The sequence below is a fragment of the Catellatospora tritici genome, assembly GCF_019083965.1.
Classification (GTDB): Bacteria; Actinomycetota; Actinomycetes; order Mycobacteriales; family Micromonosporaceae; genus Catellatospora; species Catellatospora tritici.
On sequence record NZ_JAHRCY010000005.1, the window covers coordinates 47,452 to 74,286 of the forward strand.

General features: G+C 72.5%; 21 protein-coding genes. 8 read left to right on the forward strand and 13 right to left on the reverse strand.

The genetic code is table 11. The features are described from left to right. Positions 1–87 precede the first annotated feature (87 nt). On the reverse strand, positions 88–501 hold the full coding sequence (locus KUA19_RS12510; protein WP_217396127.1) for an SRPBCC family protein: 414 nt from the start codon (positions 499–501) through the stop codon (positions 88–90). A gap of 201 nt (positions 502–702) precedes the next feature. Beyond that, on the reverse strand, positions 703–1,440 hold the full coding sequence (locus KUA19_RS12515; protein WP_217396128.1) for a dienelactone hydrolase family protein: 738 nt from the start codon (positions 1,438–1,440) through the stop codon (positions 703–705). A gap of 185 nt (positions 1,441–1,625) precedes the next feature. Between KUA19_RS12515 and KUA19_RS12520 the strand changes: the two genes are divergently transcribed. The 4 genes from KUA19_RS12520 to KUA19_RS12535 all read left to right on the forward strand — a co-directional run bounded on the left by KUA19_RS12520 (position 1,626) and on the right by KUA19_RS12535 (position 7,618). Further along, positions 1,626–2,927, forward strand: a complete 1,302-nt coding sequence (locus KUA19_RS12520) for a DUF1800 domain-containing protein (protein WP_217396129.1) — start codon at positions 1,626–1,628, stop codon at positions 2,925–2,927. An 11-nt stretch (positions 2,928–2,938) separates the two neighbouring features. After that, positions 2,939–4,189 (forward strand): DUF1501 domain-containing protein, encoded by a 1,251-nt coding sequence (locus tag KUA19_RS12525; RefSeq protein ID WP_217396130.1) that lies wholly within the window; start codon positions 2,939–2,941, stop codon positions 4,187–4,189. 89 nt (positions 4,190–4,278) lie between these two features. After that, entirely contained in the window at positions 4,279–4,713 is a 435-nt protein-coding gene (locus KUA19_RS12530) for an Rv0361 family membrane protein (protein WP_217396131.1), read from the forward strand. A 202-nt stretch (positions 4,714–4,915) separates the two neighbouring features. Further along, a complete protein-coding gene (locus KUA19_RS12535) occupies positions 4,916–7,618 on the forward strand; it encodes a lamin tail domain-containing protein (RefSeq protein ID WP_217396132.1) in 2,703 nt (900 codons plus the stop codon). 63 nt (positions 7,619–7,681) lie between these two features. Here KUA19_RS12535 and KUA19_RS12540 read toward each other — a convergent pair whose 3' ends face one another. From KUA19_RS12540 to KUA19_RS12570, 7 genes are all read right to left on the reverse strand, one after another. Further along, positions 7,682–8,374, reverse strand: a complete 693-nt coding sequence (locus KUA19_RS12540) for a DUF4386 domain-containing protein (RefSeq protein ID WP_217396133.1) — start codon at positions 8,372–8,374, stop codon at positions 7,682–7,684. A gap of 217 nt (positions 8,375–8,591) precedes the next feature. Then, positions 8,592–9,962, reverse strand: a complete 1,371-nt coding sequence (locus KUA19_RS12545) for a B12-binding domain-containing radical SAM protein (protein WP_217396134.1) — start codon at positions 9,960–9,962, stop codon at positions 8,592–8,594. A gap of 10 nt (positions 9,963–9,972) precedes the next feature. Next, positions 9,973–11,076, reverse strand: a complete 1,104-nt coding sequence (locus KUA19_RS12550) for an acyl-CoA synthetase family protein (protein WP_217396135.1) — start codon at positions 11,074–11,076, stop codon at positions 9,973–9,975. Between the two features lie 17 nt (positions 11,077–11,093). Continuing rightward, positions 11,094–12,479 (reverse strand): aldehyde dehydrogenase family protein, encoded by a 1,386-nt coding sequence (locus KUA19_RS12555; protein ID WP_217396136.1) that lies wholly within the window; start codon positions 12,477–12,479, stop codon positions 11,094–11,096. Next, on the reverse strand, positions 12,476–13,216 hold the full coding sequence (locus KUA19_RS12560; RefSeq protein ID WP_217396137.1) for an NRDE family protein: 741 nt from the start codon (positions 13,214–13,216) through the stop codon (positions 12,476–12,478). The genes KUA19_RS12555 and KUA19_RS12560 overlap by 4 nt, the downstream gene beginning before the upstream one ends. Positions 13,217–13,218: 2 nt before the next feature. Continuing rightward, complete coding sequence (locus tag KUA19_RS44515; RefSeq protein WP_217396138.1) at positions 13,219–14,580, reverse strand: asparagine synthase C-terminal domain-containing protein; 1,362 nt, start codon at positions 14,578–14,580, stop codon at positions 13,219–13,221. Further along, the gene (locus KUA19_RS12570) at positions 14,577–15,296 is read right to left on the reverse strand and encodes an enoyl-CoA hydratase/isomerase family protein (protein WP_217396139.1); all 720 of its coding nucleotides are present in this window, start codon (positions 15,294–15,296) and stop codon (positions 14,577–14,579) included. Before KUA19_RS12570 ends, KUA19_RS44515 begins: the two co-directional genes overlap by 4 nt. 296 nt (positions 15,297–15,592) lie before the next feature. Between KUA19_RS12570 and KUA19_RS12575 the strand changes: the two genes are divergently transcribed. After that, positions 15,593–16,645 (forward strand): acyl-CoA dehydrogenase family protein, encoded by a 1,053-nt coding sequence (locus KUA19_RS12575; protein ID WP_217396140.1) that lies wholly within the window; start codon positions 15,593–15,595, stop codon positions 16,643–16,645. Here KUA19_RS12575 and argJ read toward each other — a convergent pair. From argJ to KUA19_RS12595, 4 genes are read right to left on the reverse strand one after another with little or no spacing between them, the layout of a single operon-like run. After that, on the reverse strand, positions 16,633–17,790 hold the full coding sequence (gene argJ / locus KUA19_RS12580; protein ID WP_217396141.1) for a bifunctional glutamate N-acetyltransferase/amino-acid acetyltransferase ArgJ: 1,158 nt from the start codon (positions 17,788–17,790) through the stop codon (positions 16,633–16,635). The genes KUA19_RS12575 and argJ overlap by 13 nt on opposite strands. Before the next feature lie 23 nt (positions 17,791–17,813). Continuing rightward, on the reverse strand, positions 17,814–19,031 hold the full coding sequence (locus KUA19_RS12585) for an MFS transporter (RefSeq protein ID WP_217396142.1): 1,218 nt from the start codon (positions 19,029–19,031) through the stop codon (positions 17,814–17,816). Further along, positions 19,028–20,275 (reverse strand): ATP-grasp domain-containing protein, encoded by a 1,248-nt coding sequence (locus tag KUA19_RS12590; protein ID WP_217396143.1) that lies wholly within the window; start codon positions 20,273–20,275, stop codon positions 19,028–19,030. Before KUA19_RS12590 ends, KUA19_RS12585 begins: the two co-directional genes overlap by 4 nt. Further along, positions 20,272–21,387 carry a GNAT family N-acetyltransferase gene (locus tag KUA19_RS12595; protein WP_217396144.1) on the reverse strand — a complete coding sequence of 372 codons (1,116 nt, stop codon included), beginning with the start codon at positions 21,385–21,387 and terminating at the stop codon, positions 20,272–20,274. Before KUA19_RS12595 ends, KUA19_RS12590 begins: the two co-directional genes overlap by 4 nt. A gap of 119 nt (positions 21,388–21,506) precedes the next feature. On the opposite strand from KUA19_RS12595, the gene KUA19_RS12600 reads away from it, so the two are divergent. From KUA19_RS12600 to KUA19_RS12610, 3 genes are all read left to right on the forward strand, one after another. After that, a complete protein-coding gene (locus KUA19_RS12600; RefSeq protein ID WP_217396145.1) occupies positions 21,507–22,118 on the forward strand; it encodes a HEAT repeat domain-containing protein in 612 nt (203 codons plus the stop codon). A gap of 13 nt (positions 22,119–22,131) precedes the next feature. Beyond that, positions 22,132–23,298, forward strand: coding sequence for an anhydro-N-acetylmuramic acid kinase (locus tag KUA19_RS12605; RefSeq protein WP_217396146.1), 1,167 nt, complete (start codon positions 22,132–22,134; stop codon positions 23,296–23,298). Positions 23,299–23,517: 219 nt separating this feature from the next. Further along, complete coding sequence (locus KUA19_RS12610; RefSeq protein ID WP_217396147.1) at positions 23,518–26,766, forward strand: GH92 family glycosyl hydrolase; 3,249 nt, start codon at positions 23,518–23,520, stop codon at positions 26,764–26,766. Positions 26,767–26,835: the final 69 nt, after the last annotated feature.

A 26,835-nucleotide genomic window follows, 5' to 3' on the forward strand; every position in this document is an offset into this window, starting at 1 on the left:
CGTCCCGGGTGACCTGCCGCGGCGCGAGGACTGGCTGCGTCCAGGCCGGGCGCCGCCGCGCGCGGTCGGGCGTGCTCCGACCGTCGATCAGCCGGGCGAGTGGGCGGCCAGGTGGCGGGCGATCGACTCCAGCGCCTCGTCGAGCGCCTCCTGTATGCCCGGGTGGTCGTCGGCCGCGTCGATCTGGAGGCTGAGCAGGGTGTCCTGCCCACCGCTGCCGGTCATCTTGAGGGCGCCATGATAGGCGGAATGCTCCGGCGAGCCCCAGGTGATCTCGTGGGTGGCGTCGTCGGCGTGGAACCACGCCTGCCCGGAGACCCGCTCCTGCTCGCCGTCGCCGTCGGTGTCGACGGCCGCCGTGGTCTGCACCAGTTCGGGTCCGACCTGCCTGGCGGAGGTGATCTTCGGAAAGTACTCCGGGAGGTTGGCGGGGTCGGCGAGATAGGCGAACGCATCGGTCAGGTCATGGTCGATGCGCTTCTCGGCGTGGTAGGTCGTCATGGCAACTCCTTCGGATCATCCCGACCATAACCAGCATCGGCCGATTCCGTAGGTTTTATGGCTCAAGTTCCGGATCTGCGGAAGTCGCGCGGGGCCCTGCCGTATCGACGGCGAAACAGCCTGACCGGTTGAGCCGGATGTCCGTGCCGACCGGGCAGCGCACGGGAACGCATCCCGTTCGGCGTGGACATCCGGTGGCGGTCAGCTCAGGTGCCGGGCGAGGAAGCGGACCGCGTCCCGCGTTTCGAACTCCGGAACGTCCCCGTGCCCACCCGGGTTGGCGTGCAGGGTCTTCTCCGTGGCGGCGAAGGCGTCGAACAGCGCCAGGGCCTTCTGTCGTGGCACGCGCTCGTCGTCCCACTGCATCACGAACCGCACCGGGACCGTGATCCGAGCAGCGGGCTCGGCCAGCCCCAGCGCGCCGAACAGGCCCAGCACCGCGGCGCGGATGCGCGGTTCGGCCGCGACCAGCGGGACGCCCAGCCCGCAGCCCAGCGACATGCCCAGGTAGCCGACGGGTCCGCCGCCGACGCGGTCGAGTTCGGCGACCGCGTCCAGAACCGAACGCCGCTGCGGGACCGACCGCTCGGCCAGCATGGTGTGCAGCCCGGCGACCAGCTCGAACATGGGCTCGCCCGCCGCCGCGCGGGTCCGCATGTCAGTGAAGGCCCGATCCAGCTCGGGGGTCCTGGGTTGGTCCCCGTGGCCTGGAGCGTCGATCGCCACCGCGGCGAAGCCGAGTTCGGTGACGAAGTCGCGGGCACCGGCCACCACCCGCGGAGACGTCTTGTGCTGCCCACCCCCGTGTCCGATCAGGACCAGAGGCCGGGGACCGGTGGCGGCCTCGGGCGTCCACAGCACGCCGGGGATCTCGCCGAGACTGAAACGCTGTTCGACGACACCGTCCGACGACGTCGAGGAGGTGATGTTGAGGCGCATGGCGTCCACACCCTTCCAGGTGCTTGCGCGGCACCGTCCCCCGCCCGGCCACCGAGCCGATCGGATCGTGCTGCCCCGTCAGGGCCGCGCCGTCGTTCTCGTTCACCCGCGTTTTCTGACAGTTCTTACACTCCCCGTACCTCGTGGGCGGGCCAACCGCCCGGCATCTGGGTACCTTGAGCGCCATGGCAGACCGGAACCTGGCCGCGCACCTGCTGCGCCGGGCGACCTTCGGACCGACCGCGGCCGAGATCGACGCGGCCGCCGGGCGCGCCTACCGCGATGTGGTGGCCGACCTCGTGACCCCGGTGGGCCCTGACGCGGCTCAGCCGTTGCCCGTCTTCGCCGAAGACCCCTACTTCGGCCGCACCGAGAAGCTGACCCGCGAGCAGCGTGCGGCGGCCCGGCGGGCGGCCCGCGAACAGCTGACCCGCCTGTCCGAGGCGTGGCTGGCGCGGATGGCGCGCACCGACCACCGGCTGGCCGAGAAGCTGGTGTTCTTCTGGCACGGCCACTGGGCCACCAGCGCGCAGAAGGTCCAGTCCGCGACCCTGATGGGCCGACAGCTGCAGACCTTCCGGGTGTACGGCCGCGGCGACTTCGCTGTGTTCGCCAAGGCGATGCTGCGTGACCCGGCGCTGATCCTCTGGCTCGACGGGCAGCGCAACACCGTTAAGGGACCCAATGAGAACCTGGCCCGTGAGCTGATGGAGTTGTTCACTCTCGGCGTCGGCGCGTACACCGAGAAGGACGTCAAGGCCGCGGCGCGGGCGCTGACCGGCTGGACGCTCGACCGGGCGCGGGGCGCCGCGGTGTTCCAGGCCAACCGCCACGCCAAGGGCGACCAGACCGTCGTCGGCGGGACCGCCCACGACGCGGATTCCCTGGTCGACGTGCTGTTGGCCCAGCCCGAACACCCGGTGTTCCTCGCCTCCCGGCTGTGGTTCCGGTTCGGCTCGGGCGAGCCGTTGCCGGAGACCACCCGGGACGCGATGGTCGCCGCGTACGGCGTCGGCCGCGACGTGAGCGCCATGCTGACCGCGATGCTCCTCGACGAGCGGTTCATGGCCGCCCGTGGGCAACTGGTCAAGCAGCCGGTCGAGTGGGCCGTCGGCGCGCTGCGGCAGCTCGGCGTCGCTCCCACCGGCAAGTCCGCCACCGCGCTGCTCAACGGGATCCGCCGGATGGGCCAGGTGCCGCTGCGCCCGCCCAGCGTCGGTGGCTGGCCGTCCGGGGCGGCTTGGCTGACCACCTCGTCGCTGCAGACGCGGATGAAGGCGGCCGCGGCGCTGGCCGCCGCCGTCCCCGAGCCGAACCTGGCCGCGCTGGCCAAGGGAAACGCCGACGCGAAGGTGGATGCCGTCGGTCGGCTGCTCGCGGTCGACGCGTGGACCGCCCGGACCCGGGCGGCGCTGGTCGAAGCGGCCGCCCGGCCACCGCGCCTGGTCACTCTCGCGCTGATCAGCCCCGAGTACGCGGTCCACTGAGGAGGAGACCCATGGACGCCGTCACCCGTCGCAAGTTCCTGATCACCTCCGGCGTGGTCGGGGGAGCCGCCCTGGTCGCCGGGGCCGGGGCCTACACGCTGCACGACATCCTCGCCACCGCCGACCACCCGTCGGCCGGGCCCGGTGACCGGACGCTGGTGCTGGTCACCCTGTACGGCGGCAACGACGGCCTGGCCACCGTCATCCCGTACGCCGACCGCGCCTACCGCGACGCCCGCGCCGACCTCGCCTACGACGGCACCGAAGTGCTCCAGCTCGACGCCGAGACCGGCCTCAACCCCGGTCTGAAGGGCCTGAAGGCGCGCTACGACCGCAAGCAGCTGGTCATCGTGCGCGGCGTCGGCTACCCCAAGCCCGACCGCAGCCACTTCCGGTCGATGGACATCTGGCAGACCGCCAACCCGGTGCGCCCGGCCGACACCGGCTGGCTCGGCCGCTGGCTCGACCACGCCGGACGCGACCCGCGCTCGGCGATCTCGCTGGAGCCGGTGCTGCCGCCGGTGCTGGCCGGGGCGAACTGCGCCGGTGCGGCGGTGCCGCTGGGTGGGGTGAGCGTGCCCAAGTCCGTCACCGCCGCCGACCTCAAGGCGCTGGGTGCGGCGTCGGCCGGGGAGCCGGTGCTACAGGCACGGGCGGCGGCCTGCTTCGCCGACCTGATCAGCGTCGACAAGCTTGTCACCGACGCGATGGACGCCGATGACGACGACGCCGACCACGGCGACGACCCGGCCACCGGCACCGGCGGCGCGCAGGCCACCCTGCAGGCGCAGCTGGGCATGGTCGCCGCCTGCGTCGAGGCGGGCGTGATGACGAGGGTGTTCTCGGTCTCGCAGGGCGGGTTCGACTTCCACGCCGGGGAGCGGACCGGCCAGGAGACTCAGCTTCGCACGGTCGACGCCGCTGTCAGCGGGTTCCTGGACCGGATGGCCCGCACCGAACGCGGCCGCAAGGTCGTCGTGGTGATCTACTCGGAGTTCGGCCGTCGGGTGCGCGCCAACTCCGCCGACGGCACGGACCACGGCACCGCCTCCAACGTGCTGATCGCCGGGCCGTCGGTGCGGGGTGGCCGCCTCGTCGGCGACCAGCCGAGCCTCACCGACCTCGACGACGGCGACCTCAAGTTCCACACCGACTTCCGTGACGTGTACGCCGCGATCCTGACCGACGTGCTCGGCGCCGACCCCGGCCCGGTGCTCGACGGGTGGCCGGGCAGGCTTGACGGTCTGCTGCTGAGCGCCTGACCTCAATTGTCCGAACCGGACCGGCGTGGGTGCGCTGGCGGCGCCCCGTTAGGGTGCGGATAGGTGTACGGCTATCCGATGAGGCGGACATGGCGGCGGACTCCGGCGACTCCAGCGGCAACGGCATCTTCTGGTTCCTCGGGTTCGTGGTCCTGCTCATGTGCGTCGGCACCCCGCTGTACGTCGTCTACCGCAACCACACCGACAAGGCGGCGAAGGAGGGCATGACCGTAGCCGCGACGGCGTACCTCGACGCGCTGCGCGAGGGGAAGTACGACGCCGCCTACCAGTGGGTCTGTGGCAGCGAGCGCAAGAAGTACACCCTCGACAAATGGCGTCCCCGACACGACCATCCCGCCGTCACCGGCTACCGGATCGTGAAGCCGCGGGTCGAGGACGTCAACGACGCGGGGACGCTCTACTACGTCGACACCGAGATCACCTACGCCGACGGGGAGACCGTGCCGAAGACCCTGTTCCTGTCCGACGAGCGCGCGGGCTGGCGCGTCTGCTACACCGGCTGAGGATGGACCACTCATCCGACGGCCGGTAGTACGACGTCAGGCGATCTTCACCTGAGCGCGGATCAGCCGAACGTCGCTTTCCCGCGCGGCGGCGCCCCTGGTCCCGGGGCGTTCGCCGCGTGTTCACGTACCGGTCGCCGAGGTGGCGCAGGCTGCGCGAGGAACACCGCCCACTTCGCAGCCCTGGTGACAAGGATCCACATTGCGTACACATCGGCGTGACAAGCGACGACTCGCCCTGGCCACGCTCGCGGCCATGTCCTGCCTGCTGATCGGGGTGCCCGCCGCGGCCGACGACCCGGCCGCGGTGCGCGTCAACGAGGTCGAGTCCAGCGGCGGCAGCCCCGGCGACTGGGTGGAGCTGTTCAACGCGGGCACCGGCACGGTCGACCTGTCCGGCTGGATCGTCCGCGACAACGACGACACCCACACCTTCACGGTGCCCGCCGGGACGACCCTGGCCGCGGGCGCCTACCTGGCCCTGGATGTCGAGACCGCATACGGGCTGGGCGGCGCGGACTCGGCGCGCCTGTACCTGCCCGACGGTATGACGCTGATCGACTCCTACGCGTGGACCGCGCACGCGGCCACGACGTACGGCCGCTGCCCGGACGGCACGGGTGCGGTCAAGGCCACCACCGCCTCGACCAAGGGTGCCGCCAACGACTGCAGCAGCCCGGTGCGGGTCAATGAGGTGGAGTCGAGCGGTGGCAGCCCCGGCGACTGGGTGGAGCTGTTCAACGGGGGCGCCACAGCCGCCGACCTGTCCGGTTGGATCGTGCGGGACAACGACGACACGCACACGTTCACGGTCCCGGCCGGGACGTCGATCGCGGCCGGTGGCTTCCTGGCCCTGGACGTGGAGTCGGCGTACGGCCTCGGCGGTGCGGATTCGGCGCGGTTGTTCCTGCCCGACGGTGTGACGCTGGTGGACTCGTACACGTGGACCGCGCACGCCACCACGACCTACGGCCGCTGCCCCGACGCCACCGGCGCCTTCGCGGCCACGACCGCCCCGACCAAGGGCAGCGCCAACGCCTGCGCCGGGCAGACCCCTGCGTCGACCTGGCCGGGCGGCAGCGCGGTGGCGACCGCCGACGCGGCCGACGTGTTCGGCGGTAACATGAGCGGCCTGGCCTACCAGGGCTCGGGTGTGCTGTGGGCGGTCAAGAACGGTCCGGGCACGCTATACCGCCTGGTCCGCGACGGCGCGAACTGGACCCCGGACCCGACCGACGGCTGGGCGTCGGGCAAGGCGCTGCACTACGCCGACGGCACCGGTGACCTCGACTCCGAGGGCGTGGCCCTGTCCGGGGCAGGCCCGGCGGGCGGGGTTTACGTGGCGACCGAGCGCGACAACGCCGCGAGCGGCGTGAGCCTGCCGAAGATCGTCCGCTTCGACGTCGGCGGCACCGGCAGCAGCCTCGACGCGACGGCGGAGTGGAACCTGACCGCCGACCTGCCCACCGTGGGCGCCAACGCGGGGCTGGAGGGCATCACCTGGATTCCGGACTCCTATCTGGTCGCGGGCGGGTTCCGGGACGAGCGGACGGGTTCGGCGTACCGGCCCGCCGACTACCCGGGCCACGGTGACGGCCTGTTCTTCGTCGGGCTGGAGGCCAACGGCTCGGTCTACGCCTACGCGCTGGACCAGGCCGGTGGCGCCTACACCCGGGTGGCGACCTTCGCCAGCGGGTTCCCGGGCGTGATGGACCTGGTGTTCGAGCCGGAGACCGGGCTGCTGTGGACGGTCTGCGACGACACCTGCCACGGCCGCACCGCCACGTTCGACCTCGACGCACAGGGCAGGTTCGCGGCCACGGCCGTCTACGAGCGCCCAGCGGGCATGCCCGACTACAACAACGAGGGCTTCACGATCGCGCCGCAGTCGGAGTGCGTCGCCGGGTTCAAGGCCGGGTACTGGTCCGACGACACCAACGACGGCGGCCACGCGCTGCGTGCCGGTACCCTGCCCTGCACCGACCTCGACGCCGACGACGACGGCATCCTCGACGCCGTCGACCCGGCCCCGACCGACCCGGCCAACGCGACGTTCGCCGACGCGGCCACCTCGGGCCGGATCGTCGATGCGGGCGGCCGCCAGGTCACCGTCGCCGACGCGGCCGCCCCGGCGGGCGTACGGGTCGACGTCGGCGCGGGCACCCGGCCGGTCCGGATCCAGCTCACCGGCAGCGCCGCGACGATCAGCCTCGGCCAGGGCGCCTACGTGCTGACCGGCACCGGCGTGGCCGTGCGCGACGGCGAGCCAGCCGTCGTCGCGGTCACGGTGAAGGCGGTCCCGGTCGAGCTGACCGTCGGGCTCGGCGGCTCGGTCGTGTTCACCGAGACGACCTCCGGCGCGACCGTGACGGGGTTGACCGGCATCGGCTCGACCGGCCCGGTCACCGTACGGGCCACCACGATGGCCGCCGACGCGTGCACCGGCATCGCGGTGCGCGCGGTCATCGTGGGCAGCACCGCCAACGAGGTGATCGACGGCAGCACCGGTGCGGACCTGATCGTCGGGGTGGGTGGCAACGACGTCGTCAATGGCAACGGCGGCGACGACTGCGTGGCCACCGGGTCCGGCAACGACGTCATCACCACGGCCGGCGGGTCGGACTGGATCGACGCGGGCAACGGCAACAACGTGGTCCGGGCCGGATCCGGCGCGAACACCGTGCGGACCGGGTCGGGCAACGACACGGTGACCACCGGGGACGGCGCTGACATCATCGACGCGGGCAACGGCAACAACAGCGTGAACGCGGGGGCGGGCGACGACCGTATCGTCACCGGCACCGGCAACGACGCCGTGGACTGCGGCGCGGGAGCCGACGCGGCCTTCGCCGGGCGTGGCAACAACGCCAACGCGGGCGGCCGCTGCGAGACGTTCGGGGTGTAGCCCGTATCTGAAACCGACGGGGGTCCGGTTCGCCGGGCCCCCGTCGTCGTCCCGCGTACTCGCTCAGGCGAGGGCGGGTGTGCGGCGGACGCCCCGTACGAGCAGGTAGCCGACCATCCAGCACTCGGCGATGCCCGCGGGCGCGGTCAGCACGGTGCCGGCCGCGTCGCTGAGCCCAGGCACCAGGAACTGGGCCAGCGTGTCGGCGAGGTAGCCGACACAGCCGATGACGAGCGCGACGCCGAGGGCCCGGGGGAACAGGCCGGAGCGGTACGCCAGGTAGCCCAGCGGCGCCAGCCACAGTCCGAAGAAGATCTGCGCCACGATGAACCCGTCGAAGTTCATGTCGAGCAGCAGCAGAACCAGTGATCGGGACTGGGACTCGCCGAGACCGGCGTAGCCGCCCGGGTCGGTCGCCAGCCGCAGCGCCGCGTAGTGGAACACCGCGTTGAGGCACATGATCGCGACCGCGACCGCCACGAAGGCGACCATGGCTCGGGCGACGTGCTGGTTCACCTGCGCCAGCAGCCGATGGAAGCCCAGTACCACGAAGAGGAACAGGGTGGCCTGGAGCAGGTCGGCCACGAATCCGAACCGGACCAGGTCGGCGTGCGCGACGACGTTGGCGGCGGTCGCGGCGGCGTCGCCGGGTACGCGGACCAGGGCTTTCACGTAGAGGAAGGCGAACGCGCCGAAGATCGCGACGCCTAGGTAGAGCGCGCCGGTGATCCTGGCTGTCCGTTGCGGAGAGGTCATGACGGGTCCTCGCTGAGGTCGGCAGTGGAAGCGGCCGAGACCGTACGCCGCGCGCAGGCGCCGGATGCCGCGTGATGTCAAATATTTCTGACATCACGAAGGTAAGGAATTCTCGACATGATGTCAAGAATTCCTTACATCGCCAGCGTGTGCGCATCCGGACAGACGCAGCGGCCCGGACCGCGCCGATGCGCCGTCCGGGCCCTGTGTGCGTACGTCAGGCGGGCTGCGGCTCCGCCAGCAGGTGGCCCTGCCGGACCGACTCGACCATGCGACCGAACGCGTCGTCGGTGCTGAAGTAGAAGACCCCCGGTCCGTCGCCGTCGCCGCCGCGGTTGCTCGCCGCCAGCAGCAGCCCCGCCACCCGCTCGTAGAAGCGGGCCGGGTCCAGGCGGGTCGGGAACAGCGTGTGGTAGCAGTCGAACAGTTCCGGGTCGTCGCTGATCAGGTCGTGGCGCACCTCGTCGTACAGGTCGGTGCCCGGCAGGGGAGTGAGCACCGAGAAGCTGGGCATGTCCACGCCCAGCTCGTCGATGGTGCGGTGCAGCCGGTCGAAGTCGGCGTCGTCCCAGCCGGGCCGCACGATGAAGTTCGCCCGCACCTTCACCCCGAGGCCGTGGAACAGGTCCATCGCCTGCCGCGTCTGCCCCGAGTCGGTGCCTTTGTGGTAGCCGTCCAGCTCGTTGTCGGTCATCGACTCCGCGCCGATCAGCACCGAGTCCAGCCCCACCTGTGCCCACCGCGTGATCACGTCCGGCCGTCGCGTGGCCGTGTCGGTGCGCACGTACATGTGGTACCGCTTGTCCAGGCCGTCCTGCTCGATCGCGTCGGCCAGTTCCAGCATCCGCTGCGGCTGGATGAACGCCTCGTCGTCGACGACGTAGATGTTGCGGTTGGGGATGTCGTTCAGCTCCCCGACGATCCGCTCGGCCTCCTTGACCAGATAACGCCGGTCGGTCATCCGCCACAGCGAGCAGAAGTTGCACTGGTACGGGCACCCGGCGCTGAACCGCGCCAGTGCCACCGGCCGGTAGATCGAGTGGAAATAGTCCTCGCGATGATGGGCCAGCAGCGTCCGGTCCGGCCGGGGCAGCTCGTTCAGGCTGGCCGGCGCCGGTTTGGTGATCCGCCGCAGCTCGGCCCGCGCCTGGTAGGGCGCCAGCCCGATCGTCGGCAGCACCGGCTGCCCCGCCTCCAGCGCCGCGACCAGGTGCCGCACCGGACCGGCGCCCTCACCGGCCACGACCCAGTCCGCGGCGAACCCGTCCAGCCACTCCGTCGACACCGTCGGGTGGTGTCCACCGATCATCAGCGGCACATCCGGCCACAGCCGCTTGGCCTCCTTGGTGACCGCACGGGCCACGTGCACGTTGGTCGTGTACGGCACCGCGACGCCGACCAGGTCCGGCGCCTCGTGCGACTGCGCCCACTCGGCCAACGGCGGATCGAGCCGCAGGTCGACGATCCGGACGTCGTGGTGGTCGCGCAGCGCCCCCGCCAGGTACTCCAGCGGCAGGGGTTCACAGCAGCTGAGCTGGTCGCTCAGCACCGCGCGGGGATTGCGTGGCCATACCAGCAGGATCCGCACGTTCGCCTCCTCAGTAGACGCCTTCTACCCGGCCCAGCTGGGTGAACTCGGGGCTGTACGGGTCGCCCAGCCACGGCCACGGGAACTCCTCGGCGGCCTCGCCGTAGGGCCGCACCCGCCGCCCCCGGTCACGCTCCAGGAACCCGGGGATGAGCTGGTCGTCGGTGAGCCGCCACACCCGCACCCGACCCTCGTCGCCGAACGGCACCGGCGCGCCCTCGTCGTCGACCAGGTCCAGCAGCACGTACGGCGAGCACGGGATGTAGACGACGCGGTGGTCATCGGCGTCCTCGAACGGCTTCTGCCAGCTGATCCCGGTGGTGGAGGTGCCGTACACCCCGATCACCGGCACGCCCGGGAACACCGATTCGCGCAGCAGCCGGTTGGTCTCCGGCTCCATCGTGGTGCCCGCGTGCACGATCGCCCGCACCCCGGCGAACAGACCCGGGTCCAGGTACTCCGGCAGCATCTCCAGCAACCGCGAGGTGCAGAACATGACGCCGATCCGCTGGCTGACCACGATCGCCTCGATCTGGTCCCAGATGTGGCGCACGTACCGGTCCGAGGCGGCGGTCATCCCCTCCTCGCCGTAGATCTTCACGATCCGGGGGTCGAGGTCGATGGAGAAGCAGCGCCCGCCCCGGCTCTCGGCGAAGTCGACGATGAGCCGCCCCGTGGTGTGCGGCCCCATCGGCCCGATGAACAGCCAGTTCTCGTTTCGGGGCACGCCGTAGCGGTCCATGAACGCGTGCGAGAACTCCCGCACCCGCTTCCAGTACGTCGACCCCCACGTGCCGTGTTTGGGCAGGCCGGTGGTGCCGCCGGTCTGCGATGCCCACAGGAACCGTTCGCTCGCGACGACGTCGGCGGGGATGAAGTCCTCGACCGGGCGGCGCCGGGTCGCCTCCTCGTAGGCGAGCTGGTCGTCCTCGTCCCGCAGACCCACCAGGGCCTGCGCGTCGGCGAACCCGCCGACCTTGTCGTACCCGGACGCGCCCAGGGCGGCGTCGCGGTCGCGCCAGTACGGCGAGCCGGTGTCGGGGTGCAGGTGGCGGCGGATGATCCGGACGACGTCGTCGTCGGTCACCGGCCTGAGTCCGGTGGACGGCGGCACGGGGCCTCCTTCGGGTGTCACGCGCCGGTGTGCAGCGCCTTCTTCTGGAACAGGAAGTCGGCCAGGTAGCCCTCCTGCGGGTCGACCGGCTCGTACGCCCGGTCGACGTGCCCGCCGGAGAAGACCTTGGTGATGCCGGGTTCGGCCAGCAGCCGCTCGACCAGCTCCGGGTCATCGCCGACCACGGACACGATCAGCGAGGGGCTGCACACGGCGGCAACGCGCTCGCGGGTCACCGGCGCCACGACGGTGCACGGGAACGGCAGCTCCATCCCGAACAGTGCCGAGCCCGGCTCGACCAGCAGCACGGTCGGGCGTAGGAACACCGTGCCGTCGAGCTCGACCAGCAGCTCACGGCCCAGGCCCGTGGCCGCGGTGACGTCCACGGCCCCCGCCGCGATCTCGCGGCGCAGCAGCCGGACCAGGTCGTCGGCGAGTCTGCGCGCGGGGAACGCGGGCACCCGCGCGGCCGGATCGGCCAGCGGCAGCACCGGGTACGCCGCGAACGCCTCGGCCAGCCGCCGCGCCGCCGACGCCGCGTCGGCCCGGTCACCGACGACGGCCAGGGCACTCATGTTGGTGCACAGCCGACCGGAGCCCTGGAACGCCAGCCGGGCCAGCCGGTCCCAGGTCTCGGGCGCCGGATCGGCGTCGGGCAGCACGGTCTTGCTGCGGCCGAAGTGGTAGGTCTTCAGCCGGGCGGGGGACAGGTCCGGCGGGGCGTCCTCACCGGGCCACACCACCTGGTCGGCCAGGCGCAGCCAGGTCGGGGCGTCGCCGTGGCACACCGAGACGGCGCCCGGCGGCAGGCCCTCGGCGTACAGCGCGGCGACGAAGATGCCCGCCACGAACGGATCGCGGTCGGAGGTGTTGACCAGGGTCGGTCGCCGGGCGGCCAGCACCTGCAGCCACTCGATCATGATGGTGGGGAAGTTCGCGGGCACCCGCACCATGCAGGTGCTTCCGGCAGGCAGCCACCGCCACGGCCGCCCGCACACGCCGGTGCGGTACGCCGAAAGGCTCCCATCGGGGGACTGGGCGGACAGGATCGCGTCAAGGTGGTCCAGGTGGTCGGCGACGGCGGCGACCCCACGCAGCACCCGCAGCCGGGGCAGGCCGGTCGCCGCCGACAGCGCGTCCAGCTCGCGGTCGTGCCGCCCGGCCTCCAGCTCGCGCCGCACCCGGGCCCCGGCCCTGGTGAACAGGTCGAACCAGGCCTGGTCGTCGACCTCGCGCAGCGCCGGGGCGACCTGTCTGGCCTGCTGCACCATCTGCTGCTGGACGAGACGTCCGGCGACGGACACGCGCGCGACCACGGAACCGTCCGCGCCGGTCAGAGCGCGGCTGCTCGAGGTCGTCAAGGCCCGGTCGCCGAGCCAGATGGGCACGTCGAGGTCGGTCACGCGGCAGCCCCCTTCGTGAGCGGCGCGGCGGCTTCGGCCGGTAGGCGTACGGGCGCCCACGTGTCGGCGGCGGGATCGGCGGTGAAGTCGTAGCGCAGCAGCCCGTCCGCGCCCAGGGCGAGCAGCGCGGCCGAGGTGGACGCGTAGCGGCGGCCACCGTGTTCGGTGTCGACGAGCAGGTCGTGCGGCGGTTCGGTCCAGGCACCCCAGGCAGACGTCGGGGTCAGCCCGGGTCGCGGGTCCGGTTCGGGCAGGGTGGCCAACCAGGCCAGGGCCGTGCGGGCGCGCGGGTGGTCGGGATCGTCGAGTCCCGGGTACAGCAGCACGTGCCGTCCCGCCCCGACCTCGGCCTGCCGCAGCGCGCTGCCGTCCCAGCTCCACACGGTCAGCCCGTCGGGCCGGATCCGCAGCGCGTGGAAGCCGCCGCGCGCCCTCGCCACCCAGTCCGCCGCCGGGTCGGCGGCGTCCGACAGCAGCCGTAGCGGCAGTTCGCCGCGGCTGAGTGTCCCGCCGGTCGCGGCGGGCGCCGCGTTGACCACCACGGCCGCGCTGGTCGTGGCCGGGTCGACCGCGAGCCAGGTGCCGCCGGACTCCAGATCCAGGCCGCCGATCAGCGACGATCCGGGCCAGTGGGCGGCCGGGGGGAGCCAGGGTCGGTCGGTGAACTCGTCGCGTACCGCCAGCAGCAGCACCGGCCAGCGGGTGTCCGGCGCGTATCGCAGCGCGACCGTGCACACGGTCAGCTCCGCGGCATGCCGGGCGCCCGCGCCAGCAGCCGCGCCACCGCGTCGGAGTGGTCGGCGTGGGCGGCGCCGAGCGGGTCGACGCGCACCCGCGCGGCGACCGTGTCGAAGCAGTCCAGATAGGCCTCGGCCTTGGCCTGTGCGCCGCCGAAGCACGCGTTCAGTCCGCGCTGCAGTCCGCCGCCGTGGTGCACGGCGACCTTGCGCCGCCACGCGATCGGCTCGGGCAGCTGCCGGGCCATCGCGGCCCGGAAGTACGCCTTCTCCCGCCCGCCGTCGACCTTGCAGTGCGGGTGCACCGCCAACGCGGTCGCGATCACGTCCGGATGCCAGTACGGGTGCAGCAGCCGCTTGCCCCGCGCCGTCGCGAACACCGTGGTCAGCTCGCCGCTGTACCGGGTGTCGTCGATCCCCTCGCGGATGATCCCGATCAGCTCGTCCGGATCGCGGGTCGTCACCGGCAGCCCCAGGTTCAGCAGGTCACTGCCGTACCCGGTGAGCACCTGCGGCTCGACCACCGCCCCTCGGCGCAGCAGCGCCACCGCGGTGACGGCGATGTCGACCTTCTCCGGGTGGGCGTGGCCCAGCACCCGGATCACCTCCGGCACGGCCCCGATCAGCTCGGCGGCGGTCAGGTCGATGCGCCGGTGCGCGATGCCCAGGTAACCGGCCAACTCGGCCGCCCCCGCATACTCGTCCCCCCACGGCGTGCCCGCGCTGTACGCGGTCACCCGCAGCCCGGCGCGGTGCGCCAGCGTGGTCACCGCCCCGGAGTCGATGCCCTCCGACAGCATCGTGGCCACCGGTGCGGCCGGGTCGGTGTAGGCCCGCACGGCGTCGCCCAGCGCCGACACGAACGCCGCACCGGCCGCCACGGGGTCGGTCAGCGTCGGGGTCAGTGCCGCGTCGAGCGGGTCGACCTGGTCGGACGTGTCGACCGCCCAACCGGAGCCGAGGCGGCGCACCCGGGTCACCGACCCCGGCACCAGCCGTCGTACGCCGTGCAGCGCGGTGCTGCCCTCCCGGTGGATGGCGGCCCGATCGCCGACGGCCTGCGGCAGGCCCCACGCGGCGGCGGCCGACGCGGCGACGAACACGTCGCTGCAGACCAGCACCCGGCCGTGGAACCGGTCATTGACCAGGTACAGCGGGATCTCGTTGAGTGGGGAGGTGGTGGCGGTGAAACCGTCGGCGTCGACCTCGACGCCGGTGCGTTCGGTCGGCCCGGCCCGCCACGACGAGCCGTCACCGAGATCGGGGTAGCTGCCGTACACGTAGGGAGCCTTGTCGCCGCCCACCAGGGCCGCCGCCAGCGGCGGCACCGGGGCGGTCGCGGTCAGGAACCAGGCGTGGGTCACGGCTGCCGCCCGATGACGCGCCGCATCCGCTGCTGCGCCTCGCCCGCCGCGAACGCCCGCCGGTGCGCCAGCTTGCCCTCGGCGCGCACCCGCTCCAGCCCGGCCACGAACGGGCCGTTGATCCGCGGCCGGGTCGACTGCACCGCGGCGGTGGTGTATCCGGCGATGGTCCGGGCCAGCTCCAGCGCCCGCGGCAGCACCAGCGCCGGGGGTTGGGTCTCCTGCAGCAGCCGGTCGGCCAGGGCTCGCCGGGCATCCCACCGCGCGCAGGTGAACAGCATCGCCTGCATCACGCTGCGCCCGGCCACCGACTCCAGCATGAACCCGCCGAAATTGCAGGCGATGCCGAGCTGGAACTCCGGCATGACCAGGTGGCTGCGTTCGCTGCCGATGCGGTAGTCGCAGCACAGCGCGATCTGCAGCCCGATGCCGATGGCGAACCCGTCGACGGCCGCGACGATCGGCGTGGGCACCGAGGCCAGGGTCGTGTACAGGTCGGTGATGTCGTCGATCCACGCGTCGACCTCGTCGCCGCCGGTGAACTCCGACACCTCGTGGAAGTCGCCGCCCGCGCCGAAGGAGCGGTTCTCGCCGCCGTACAGCACGATGGCGCCGACATTCTCGTCACCGTCGAGGTCGAGCACGGTCTGGCGCAGCTCGCGCATGCGGGCGCGGCTGAACGGATTCTGCTCGTGCGCGGCGCTGAATTCGACCAACGCAATTCGCCCGGGGAGAACCTCGGCGGTCATCGTGGCGGTCGATGCGGCGGTTTCCCCCATGAGTTAGCCTTCCGCAGTAGCCGGATCGTGCTCGGATGCGATGTGCCAGGTCAGTGCTGACATCAATGGGGAAGGACCGCTCTGTCCCGAACCTATGCGCACCAACGCATCCATGTGTGCGAACAGCGGCGCATTGACCTATATTTAACGGCCGGTTCCAAGATTAAATGGCGACACATTGGACCGTCAAGGCAGCTGTCGCCAACCAGCCCGCACCGGGAGACACACGGCCGATGCCCGACAGCAGCCACCCGGAGCCCGTGGGCGCCGCGGCCGAACTGGCAGCCAGAGTGCTGCGCCCCGCCGCCGCCCGGGTCGACCGGTACGGCATGCCGAAGTCGCACGTGGACGAGCTGGGCCGCGCCGGACTGCTCGACCTGACCGTCGACACCCCCGCCGCGACCGTCCGCGCCGTCCAGGAGGTGTTGGCGGGCGCCTGCCCGGTCACCTGGTTCGTGCACGCCCAGCACCAGACCGTGCTCGACCTGCTGTCGGCCCCCGGCGCGCAGATCCCGTACCGGCTGCGCGGCGCCGACCGCACCCGGCTGGCCGGAATCGCCTCGGCGCAGCTGGCGAAGCTGCCCGACCGGCCGCTGACCGCCCGCGCCACCGCGTCCGGCTGGATCCTCGACGGCACCGCCCCCTTCTACACCGGCTGGGGCGTCACCGACGTGGCGCTGCTGCTGGCCGTCGACGACAGCCAGCAGGTCGTCGCCGCGCTCGTGCCCGCCCGGCAACTGCCCGGCCTGCGGGCCGGACCACCGATGCGGCTGGCGGCCCTGGAAGGCACCGGTACGGTCAGCCTCACCTGCGACGGCCTGGCCGTGCCACACGCCGACGTCGCGGCCGTGGGCACCGTCGGACAGTGGCGCGAGTGGAGCCGCGCCCGCGTGCTCGACGCCCCACCGGCCGTGTTCGGTGTGGCCGCCGCCGCGTTGGCGCTGCTGGAGTCGGCCGCCGACCGCCTCGACGACGCCGCCGAGCTCGCCGAACGCCTGCGCGGCCGCCTCGATGGCCTGCGCGGCGAGGCCTACGCCCTGGCCGACTCCGGCGGCGACCCGGCCCGGCGGCTCGCGCTGCGTGGCGAGGCGACCGCGCTGCTGCAGACCGCCGCCGGAGCCGCCGCCGTGGCCGCGGGCAGCGCCGGACTCCAGGACACGCACGAGGCCGCCCGGCTGACCCGAGCGGCCTCGTTCTTCCTGGCCCAGGCGCAGACCGGCGCCGTCCGCGGCGCGCTGCTGCGGGCCTGGTCAGCCGGTCTGCCGGTGGCGGCTCAGGTGGTGTAGTCGGCGTTGATGCGGATGTACCCTTCGGACAGGTCGCAGCCGTACACGGTGAACGCGCCGCCGCCGATGCCCAGGTCGATCGTGATCACGATCTCGTCGCCGCGCAGGTAGCCGCGCAGCTGCTCCAGCTCCTGCTCGCCCGCCTCGGCCGGGTACAGCTCGGCCTCGCCGAAGCCGATGGTGCAGTTGTCGGGCACGATGTCCAGGTCGTCCTCGCACTTGCCGATCGCCATCGCGACCCGGCCCCAGTTCGGGTCGGCACCGTGCACCGCCGTCTTCACCAGCGGTGAGTTCACCACGGTCTTGCCGACCCGCTTGGCCTGGGCGTCGTCACGGGCACCGGTGACCCGCACCTCGATCAGCTTGCTGGCGCCCTCGCCGTCCTTGACGATCTGGCGCACCAGGCCCAGCGCGACCTCGTGCAGCGCCGCCTCGAACGCGGCCGGGTCGACCGGCCCGGCCAGCCCGTTGGCCAGCACCACCGCCGTGTCGCTGGTCGAGGTGTCGGTGTCGATGCTGACAGCGTTGAACGTGCGCGCCATCACCCGGCGGAACACCTGGTCCAGCACCGGCTGCTCCAGCTGCGCGTCGGTGCAGAAGAACGTCAGCAGGGTGGCCATGTTCGGCTCGATCATGCCGACGCCCTTGGCGATGCCGACCACGGTCGCGTCGCCGCAGCGCGCCGACAGCAGCTTCGGATGCGTGTCGGTGGTCATGATGGCCCGCGCCGCGGCGGCGAAGTCCCCGCCCGGGAACGGCCAGCTCATCGTGCCCATCCGAGACCGGATCTCCGGCATCGGGTACTGGCGGCCGATGACGCCCGTCGAGGCGATGACCACGTCGGTGTCGGTCACCCCGAGCAGGCCCGCGACCGCGCCGCGCACCTCGCGGGCGTTGTCCAGGCCCTGCTTGCCGGTGGCCACGTTGGCGTTTCGGGACAGCACCACGATCGCCCGCGCGGCACCGTCGGCCACGCTCTCACGGCTGAGCACCACGCTCGGCCCGGCGAAGCGCGACTGCGTGAACACGCCCGCGCACACCGCGGGCACCTCGGAGGCGATCACCGTGAAGTCGTCGGACTCGTCCTTGAGGCCGACGTTGGCGGTGTGGATACGGAAACCGCGAAGCTCCGTCGTGCTGTCCATGCTGCGCCTTTCCCTTGCTGAGATCACTGCGCGTTGACCTTACCGGCACCCCGGGCGGCCGCCGCGACGCCGATCGGCGCCGCTGTCGCCCCCGCCGCCACGGCCACCGCCACCAGCCCCCACCACAGTGCGGCCGGGGCCGCCAGCAGGGCCGTCACCAGCGCCGGCGTCAGCGCCGAGGCGGCACCGATCAGCAACTGATGACCGGCCAGATAGGAGCCGCTCGCCTGCTCGGGTGCCAGCCGCACCAGCAGCACCAAACCCGCCTGCGAACCGAGCAGCTCACCCAGCGTGTACGCGGCCATCGCCACCGCCAGCACCAGCGCGGCGACCGCCACCCCGGGCGTCGCGGCCGACACCGCGAGCAGCCCCAGCGGCAGCGCGGCGTGCAGCAGCGCCCCGACCGCGAGCACCGCCCGGGGCGGCAGCGGTTCGACTCGGGCGCTCAGTGGCAGCTGCAGCAGCGCCAGCAGCACCGTGTTCAGCCCGAACAGCCCGCCGACGAGCCACGGCGGGAGCCCAAGCCGCTCGATCAGCACCACCGGCAGCGCCGCCTCCACCGCCAGCGCGGTGAACCACAGTACGGTCACGACCGCGCTCACGGTGAGGAACGGCCGGTCGCGCCACGGCCGCTGGGGCCGGGCCGTCGGCCGCGGCGCGGCCGCCACCTGCGGCAGTGTCCACACCAGCACCGCCGCCGCGGCGAAACTGACCGCGTTGCCCCACGCCAGCAGCATCGCGCCGTGCGCTCCGGCGCCGACGGCGAGGCTGCCCGCGAGCACCCCGAGCGCCACCCCGGCGTTGAACACCACCCGGCTCAGCGCCAGCCACCGTTCCTTGCCGTCGGCCGGAGCCAGGCCCGCCGCCAGCAGCGGGGTGCTGATCTGCTCGGCCCGGTTGGCCACCGCCACCACGAGGCTGCACGCCAGGAACGGCACCAGGCCGGGCAGCAGCGCGTACCCGGCGTAGGCGGCGGCGCGGGCGAGTCCGGCCGCCACGTACACCCGGCGCGGGCCCCAGCGGTCCACGAGCCGACCGACCGGGCCGAGCAGTGGCAGCGCGGCCAGGGCGGTCACGGTCAGCCCGGCGCCGACGGCCGCGAGCGGCAGCCGGGTGAGCGCGGTCAGAATGATCAGCGCGTACGGGTAGAACACGCCCGTGCCCACCGCGTTGACGAACCCGGCCAGTCCGAACCGGACCACACCCGGCCCCCGGGGCACCCAGGCCCGCGCGCCGGTCACCGGCGCTCCACCTCGACCACGAGTTGCCCCAACGCGGTATCGGCACGCCGGGCCGCCTCACCGGCGCTGCCGCCGACGGCGAGCAGATGCCCGAGATAGTCCACGTTGCTGCGTGCCGCGCTGACCCGCTCGCCGGGCTCGGCCTCCAGCTCCAGCTCGACGATCCCGGCCACCCGGCGGGCCAGGTCGGCGCCGTGCACCGAGCGGAGCACCCCGTCGGCGGGGGACACCAGCTGCCGTTCGGCCGCCCCGGCCGCCCGCGTCGGGGTCAGGTCGGCGTGCTGGCCGGTGTGCAGGGCCACCACCGCGGTGACCAGGTCGACGCCGAGGCTGTGCCGTACCAGATCGGTGATCATGCCGCCGGGCAGCCGCGGGTTGATCTCGACCAGGCGCGGCCCGTCGTCGGTCACCCGCATCTCCACGTGCGCCGCGCCGAAGTCGTGCCCGACCGCGTCCAGCGCCGCGTGCGCCAGCGCGACACAGTCCGCGCGCACCGCCTCGGGCAGCACCGACGGGAAGTTCTGCCCCACCTCGACGAAGTACGGATGCGCGCCGAGCAGCTTGTCGGTCACCCCGATCACGTGCCGTCCGGCGCCGTCGGCGACCGTCTCGACGCTGCACTCGTACCCCAGCAGGTACTCCTCGACCAGCGCACCCGGCGGCCTCGGTCGCCCCCGGTAGTCGGTGCGCACCGCGTCGATGGCCCGCCACGCGGCCACCGCCTGCGCCAGGGTCCGGCACAGCGTCACCCCGACACTGCCCGACTCGGTCAGCGGCTTGACCACGCACGGCAGCCCGACCTCCTCGACCGCCACCCGCACCTGGGCCTCGGTGCGCACCCAGGCGTGCCCCGGCACCGGCACCCCCGCCCGCACGCACTCCCGGCGGGCGGCCGACTTGTCGCGAGCCGTCGCCGCGGCCCGGGGGGACAGTCCGGGCAGGTCCAGCCGTTGCGCCGCGGCCGCGGCCACGTGCACGTTGTAGTCGGTCACCGACAGCACCCCGCGCAGTCGCGGCCGCAGGTCCGCCAGCGCGTCGAGCACCGCCTCCACATCGGCGGTATCGGCCTGGCGCACCGACACGCCACACTCGTCGAACACCTGCCGGGCGGGCCCGTAGCCCAGGTAGCGCTGCGAGGTGGTGCTCAGCAGCACCACCTCCAGGCCGAGCCGGTGCGCCGCGAGCATCGGGGTCAGGCCGAAGCGGGCCAGGCTCGTCTCCACCATCGCGAGCACGCCGGTCACGGGGCACCGCCCTTCCCGGGCTCGGCCGGGGCCACCGGCCCCACCCAGCAACGCTGCTCGGTCGAGACGCAGCCGCGCCACATCTTGGCGTCCTCGCTGCCGAGTCCGTAGTGGATGGTACGGATGCCCGCGTCCGCCGCCAGCTCCAGCATCCGGTAGTAGCACAGTTCGAAGTAGAGGGGCGCGCGGTGAGTGCGCTGGAATGAATAGTCGAACCCGGCCTGGCGGGCGTACCACTGGTCGCCGTACGCCAGCACCAGCGTGAACCCGACCAGCGCGTCCCCGGCGTACGCGGCCAGCACGATCGCGTCGTCGCCGAACTGCCCACCGACCAGCGACAGGATCGAGGCCGCCCGCTCGACCGGCCACTCGATGCCGTACCGGCCCAGCAGCCCCGCCTCCAGTCGGGCGGCCGCCACCAGGTCGGGCAGCCCGGCCACGGTGGTGCGCGCGATCCGCACCCCCGCCGCCGCCACCCGACGGCGCTCGGCCGCGACACTGTTGCGCCGTTTGGACGTCAACCCGGCCAGCCAACCGGAGAATCCGTCGGCGGGCACGGCCAACCGGTGGTAGCGGCCCACCACGCACGACCGCCATCCCCGCGCGGCCAGCGCCGACTCCAGCCCGTGGTCGGTCTCGTCCAGGTACGGCAGCGCCAGCGACACGCAGCCCGACTCGCGGGCCAGGTCCGCGGCGGCGTCCAGCAGCAGCCGGGTGTCACCGGCCGGATCGGTGCCGTCGTGTAGGACGCGGGTGTGGCCGATGTGGCGGCCGCCGAGGGCCAGACTTGGCAGCAGCGTCGCGGGGTCACCGCCGACCTCGTCGAGCAGCCGCGCGGCACCGGCACGGCTCGCCGACACGCTCGCGGCCACGATCGCGTCAGGCCGACCCATCACCCACGGCGCGGACGCGTCGGCCACGATCGTGGCCAGGCCCGCCGTGATCCGACCGCCGCGCTCGCACCACAGGTAGCGCGGTGCTGTGGCGTGCACCGCCTCGACCACCCGCAGCCAGCGACCCGTCAGGAAAACGTCGTCCGGCCCGGCCAGCCCGTCCCAACCGGACGGCAGCAGCGCCTGCGCCGTTGCGAGGTGGACCACGGCCTGGTTCATGTCGGGTGCCTCCGCTGAGACGACGGGATGTCGATCGACCGCCGCAACTGTAGTGCCGGATCGACAGGTGTCCGGTCGTGAGGCCCCTGCCGATCGCATCCGGATGCTAGGTTTCGATCATGTACGAGGAGATCGACGCTGCTCTTTCCGCCTTCATGGCAACCTACGACGACGAGACCGCCCGTGCGGCGCTCGTCGCGACCGGCCCGGCCGGGGCGCAGCGGGTGTTCGACCTGTACTACGGCGGCGGCGACGGCCACATCGCGCCCGGCGTCCGCGACCGGAGCCGCGGCGACGCCTGGTCATCGGCACTGTGGGTGGCCGCCACCATGGACCCGGCCCAGTACCTGGCCAGGCTGCCGCGAAAGATCAGCACAACCCACCTGGTCATCCTCGGCGACGTCGACGACCCGCGCGCGGTCGAGATCCTGTGCGAGCACAGCGGACACCGCGACTACCTGCACCGCTGCAACGCGGTCCGGTCGCTGGCCAAGCACCACGACGTTCCGCGGGCCCGTGCCGCCGTCCTGGCCGCGCTGAAGGACCACGAGCCGGTGGTGCGGGCCAGCGCGTGCCGCGCACTGAGCACCTGGGACCCGGCCGCCGCGATCATCGAGTACGAGACCCTGCGCCGGTCCGCCGACCTGACCCCACTGCTGCGCCAGGAAGCCGACGGAGCCCTGCGCGACCTGCGCGCCGGACGTCCGCCGCGCGACCACTACTTCGGCTGAACAGGGCGCGAGCATGAAAATCATGGGCATGATGTCGGGCACCTCGCACGACGGCATCGACGTCGCCGTCGTCGACTTCAGGCTGGCAGGCGACGAACTGCACGGCCGCCTCGAGTACGCCGACACCACTCCGTACCCCCATCGGCTGCGCGAACAGCTCGCGGCCACCCTGCCGCCGGCGTCGCTGACCTTCGCCGAGGTCTGCGCCCTCGACACCGGTATCGGCCAGGCGTTCGCCGCGGCCGCCGCCCAGGCCGTCGACCGGGTCGGGTCGGTCGACCTGGTCTGCTCGCACGGGCAGACCGTCTACCACTGGGTCGACGACGGTCAGGTGCTGGGCACGCTGCAGCTGGGCCAACCGGCCTGGATCGCCGAACGGCTGGGCGTCCCCGTCGTCGCCGACCTGCGCATCCGTGACATCACCGCGGGCGGTCAGGGCGCGCCGCTGGTGTCGCTCATGGACGCCCTGCTGCTGTCCGGCCTGCCCGGCCGGCCGGCGGCGCTCAACCTCGGCGGGATCGCGAACCTGACCGTGCCGCGCCCGACCGGCGGCAGTGGCCCGCTCGCTTTCGACACCGGCCCCGCCAACGCCCTCATCGACGCCGCCGCGCTGCGGGTCACCGGCGGACGGCACGCCCACGACACCGACGGGCGGCTCGCGGCGGCGGGCACCGTCCACCGAGAACTGCTCGCCCACCTGCTCGCCGAGCCCTACTACGGTCGCGACGCCCCGAAGACCACCGGCAAGGAACTCTTCCACGCCGGCTACCTGGATGCGGCGCTCGCGGCCTTTCCGCCGGTCGCCGACGTCGACCTGATGGCCACCCTCACCGCGCTCACCGCCGCCACCGTCGCCGACCAGGTCCGGCGGTATGAGGTGGACACTCTGGTCGCCTCCGGCGGCGGCTGCGCCAACCCGACGCTGATGGCGATGCTCGCGGCCCGCCTGCCCGGTGTCGAGATCGCGGCCAGCGACGCGTTCGGCGCGCCGAGCGCCGCGAAGGAGGCGATCGCGTTCGCGCTGCTCGGCTGGTACACCGCACATGGACTGCCCGGCACGGTCCCTTCGGCGACCGGAGCGGGCGGCGGCCGCGTCCTGGGCACGCTCGTGCCGGGCGACGGCCCGCTGCTGCTTCCCGCGCCGCTGCCGGCCGCCCCGCTGGCACTGCGGCTGGGCTGACCGGACGGTCTCCGGGCCCGGCCTTCGGTCGGCTGTTGGACCTCATCGCGATCGCCGGGCCGGAAGTGCCTGACGACGCTCGCGGCGGGATGGCTCTTCCCGTCGCGCGCCCTGACCGATAACCTTCGATCGATCGGCGGTTCTCGCACAATCACGCATCGACGCCCGATGCCTTTGCGCGGCCGCGATTGACAACGTTGTCTTCACCTGGAGGAAGCAATGCACCTGCGCAGAGCGCTACCCGCGCCACTGGCGCTGCTGCTCGGCCTGACGGTCCTGACCGCGGCGCCTACCCCCGCCGCCGCGGCCGTCACCAATCCGGCCGGGCTGGTCAACACGTTGATCGGCACCAGCAACAGCGGCGAGACCCTGCCCGGCGCGACCACCCCGTTCGGGATGGTGCAGTGGAGCCCCGAGAACACCGGCGGCAACCAGACCCGCACCGTCGAGCCGGGCGGGTACTCGTACAACGTCACCCGTACCCGCGGGTTCAGTCTCACCCACCTGTCCGGCACCGGCTGCGCGGGCGCCTCCGGCGACATCCCGTTCATGCCGTACGTCGGCACGGTCGGCTCCTCACCCAGCGCCGACACCACCGACGCCACCTACGCCAGCAACTTCTCGCACAGCAACGAGACCGCGACCGCCGGCTACTACCGGGTGCTGCTCGGCTCCGGTGTCGACACCGAACTGACCGCCACCACCCGCACCGGCTCCGGCAAGTTCACCTACCCGGCGGGCACCGCCAGCATGCTGGTGCGCACGTCCAGCTCCGAGGTCGGCTCCAGCGCCGCCACGGTCAGCATCGACAGCGCCAACCGCACCATCAGCGGCTCGGTGACCAGCGGAAACTTCTGCGGCTACATCAACGCGATCGGCCGCCGCAGCTACTACACGCTGTACTTCACCGCGGTGTTCGACAAGCCGTTCGCCGCCACCGGCACCTGGCAGGACGGCACGCTGCGGGCCGGGACCACCACCGCCGGCGGCGGCACCACGTACGGCACCGACGGCTGGCCGGTGGCCGGGCGCGGCTCCGGCGGCTACGTCAGCTTCGACCTGTCCTCCGGCCGCACCGTCGGGGTCCGGGTCGGCATCTCGTACGTCAGCGCCGCCAACGCCACCGCCAACCTCAACGCCGAGAACCCGGCCGGGACCACCTTCGACACGGTCCGCACCAACGCCACGGCCGCCTGGAACACCGAACTGGGCCGCGCCGAGATCACCGGCGGCACCACCGCGCAGCAGTCCACCTTCTACACCGCGCTCTACCACTCGCTGCAGCACCCCAACGTGTTCAGCGACGCCAACGGCCAGTACACCGGCATGGACCAGCAGGTGCACTCGCTGTCGGCCGGGCAGTCCGCCCAGTACGCCAACTTCTCCGGCTGGGACGTCTACCGCGGCCAGCTGCAACTGGTCACGCTGCTGCGGCCCGACATCGGCGGCGACATGGCCCAGTCGCTGCTCAACCAGGCCAACCAGAACGGCGGCGTGTGGGACCGCTGGACCCACAACCAGGGCGGCACCCACGTCATGACCGGCGACCCGGCGCACGCCGCGCTGCCCAGCATCTACGCCTTCGGCGGCACCAACTTCGCCGCCTCCGCCGCGCTGACCTCCATGGTCAACGCCGCCACCACCGTGACCGCCGACGACCTGAGCAGCAGCGGCTGGAACGTCATGGTGGTGGGGGAGCGGCCGTCGCTGGACAAGTGGCTGAGCATCCACTACATCCCGGAAAGCAGCAACGCCTGGGGCGGTGCGGGGGAGACCCTGGAGGACGTCGCGGCCGACTTCGGCCTGTCGCAGCTGGCCGCCCGCCTGGGCCAGACCGCGACCGCGCAGACGTTCCTGGCCCGTGCCCAGTACTGGAAGAACGTCTACAACCCGGCGACCGGCTACATCCAGAACCGGCGCGAGGACGGCAGTTGGCCCGCGCTCAACCCGGCCAACTCCGACGGCTTCGCCGAGGGCAGCGCCGCGCAGTACACCTGGATGGTCCCGCACAACGTGAAGGGGCTGTTCGACAAGATGGGCGGCAACGCCGCCGCCAACAGCCGCCTGGACACGTTCTTCCACAACTCCGACGGCAGCTGGGCGCTGTCCGGCGCGGGTGGGCTCAAGTCCGAGCTCGACAACGAGCCGTCCATCGGGGCGCCGTGGCTGTACGACTTCTCCGGGCAGCCGTACAAGGCGCAGCAGACCATTCGGCAGATCCTCAACACGATGTGGTCCAACGCCCCCGGCGGCATCCCCGGCCAGGACGACCTGGGCGCCATGTCCGCCTGGTATGCCTGGTCGGCGATGGGCCTGCAGCCGCTCGCACCCGGCCGGGCCGAGCTGCTGCTGACCAGCCCGCTGTTCCCGCAGGTCGTCATCCACCGGGGCAACGGCGTCAACCTGACGATCAACGCCCCCGGCGCGTCCGCGTCGACCTTCTACGTCCAGTCCCTGTCGGTCAACGGCAGCTCCTCGACCAAGCCGTGGCTGGCCGAGTCGTTCGTCGCCAACGGCGGCACGCTCGACTTCACCCTCGGCACCACCGCCAACACCGGCTGGGGCAGCGCGGCCGCCGACGCGCCGCCGTCGTTCGACACCACCAGCACCGGGCCGACCAACATCGCCCTCAACCGGCCGGTGACCAGCTCGGCGGCGTGCAACACCAACGAGGCCGCGGCCAAGGCAGTCAACGGCTCGTGGACCGGTGGCACGTCGGACAAGTTCTGCTCGGCGGCCGCGTCGGCGTTCCTGCAGGTGGACCTGGGGCAGTCGTACGCGATCACGTCGTTCACCGTGCGGCACGCGAGCGCAGGCGGTGAGTCGGCGAGCTGGAACACCAAGGACTTCGACATCCAGACCTCGCCCGACGGCACCACCTGGACGACCGTGGTCCAGGCGCGTGGCAACACCGCCGCCACGACCACACACAACGTGAGCGCCACTGGCCGGTACGCCCGGATCAACGTCATCACCGGCACCCAGTCGGCGGCGACCCCGACCCGGATCTACGAGTTCGAGGCATACGGCACGCCCGGCTCGTCGGGTTCGACCAACGTGGCGCTGAACAAGGCCGCGACCGGCTCAGCGGCGTGCAACACCAACGAGGGCCCGGCCAAGGCGGTGAACGGGTCGGTCAGCGGCGGCGGCTCGGACAAGTTCTGCACCACCGCCACGACGAAGTTCCTGCAGGTGGACCTGGGTCAGTCGTACGCGATCACGTCGTTCACGCTGCGGCACGCCGGAGCGGGTGGCGAGTCGGCGACCTGGAACACCCGCGACTACGACATCCAGACCTCGCCCGACGGCACGACCTGGACGACCGTGGTGCAGGCGCGGGGCAACACCGCCAACGTCAGCGCGCACGCCGTCGCGGCGACCGGCCGCTACGTGAAGGTCAACGTCATCACCCCCGCCCAGGACGGCAACACCGCCGTCCGCCTCTACGAGTTCGAGGTCTACAACTGACGCGGCGCTAGCCGCCCGACACGCTGACAGGTGGGCATCCGCACCGACACGCGGACGCCCACCTGTCGA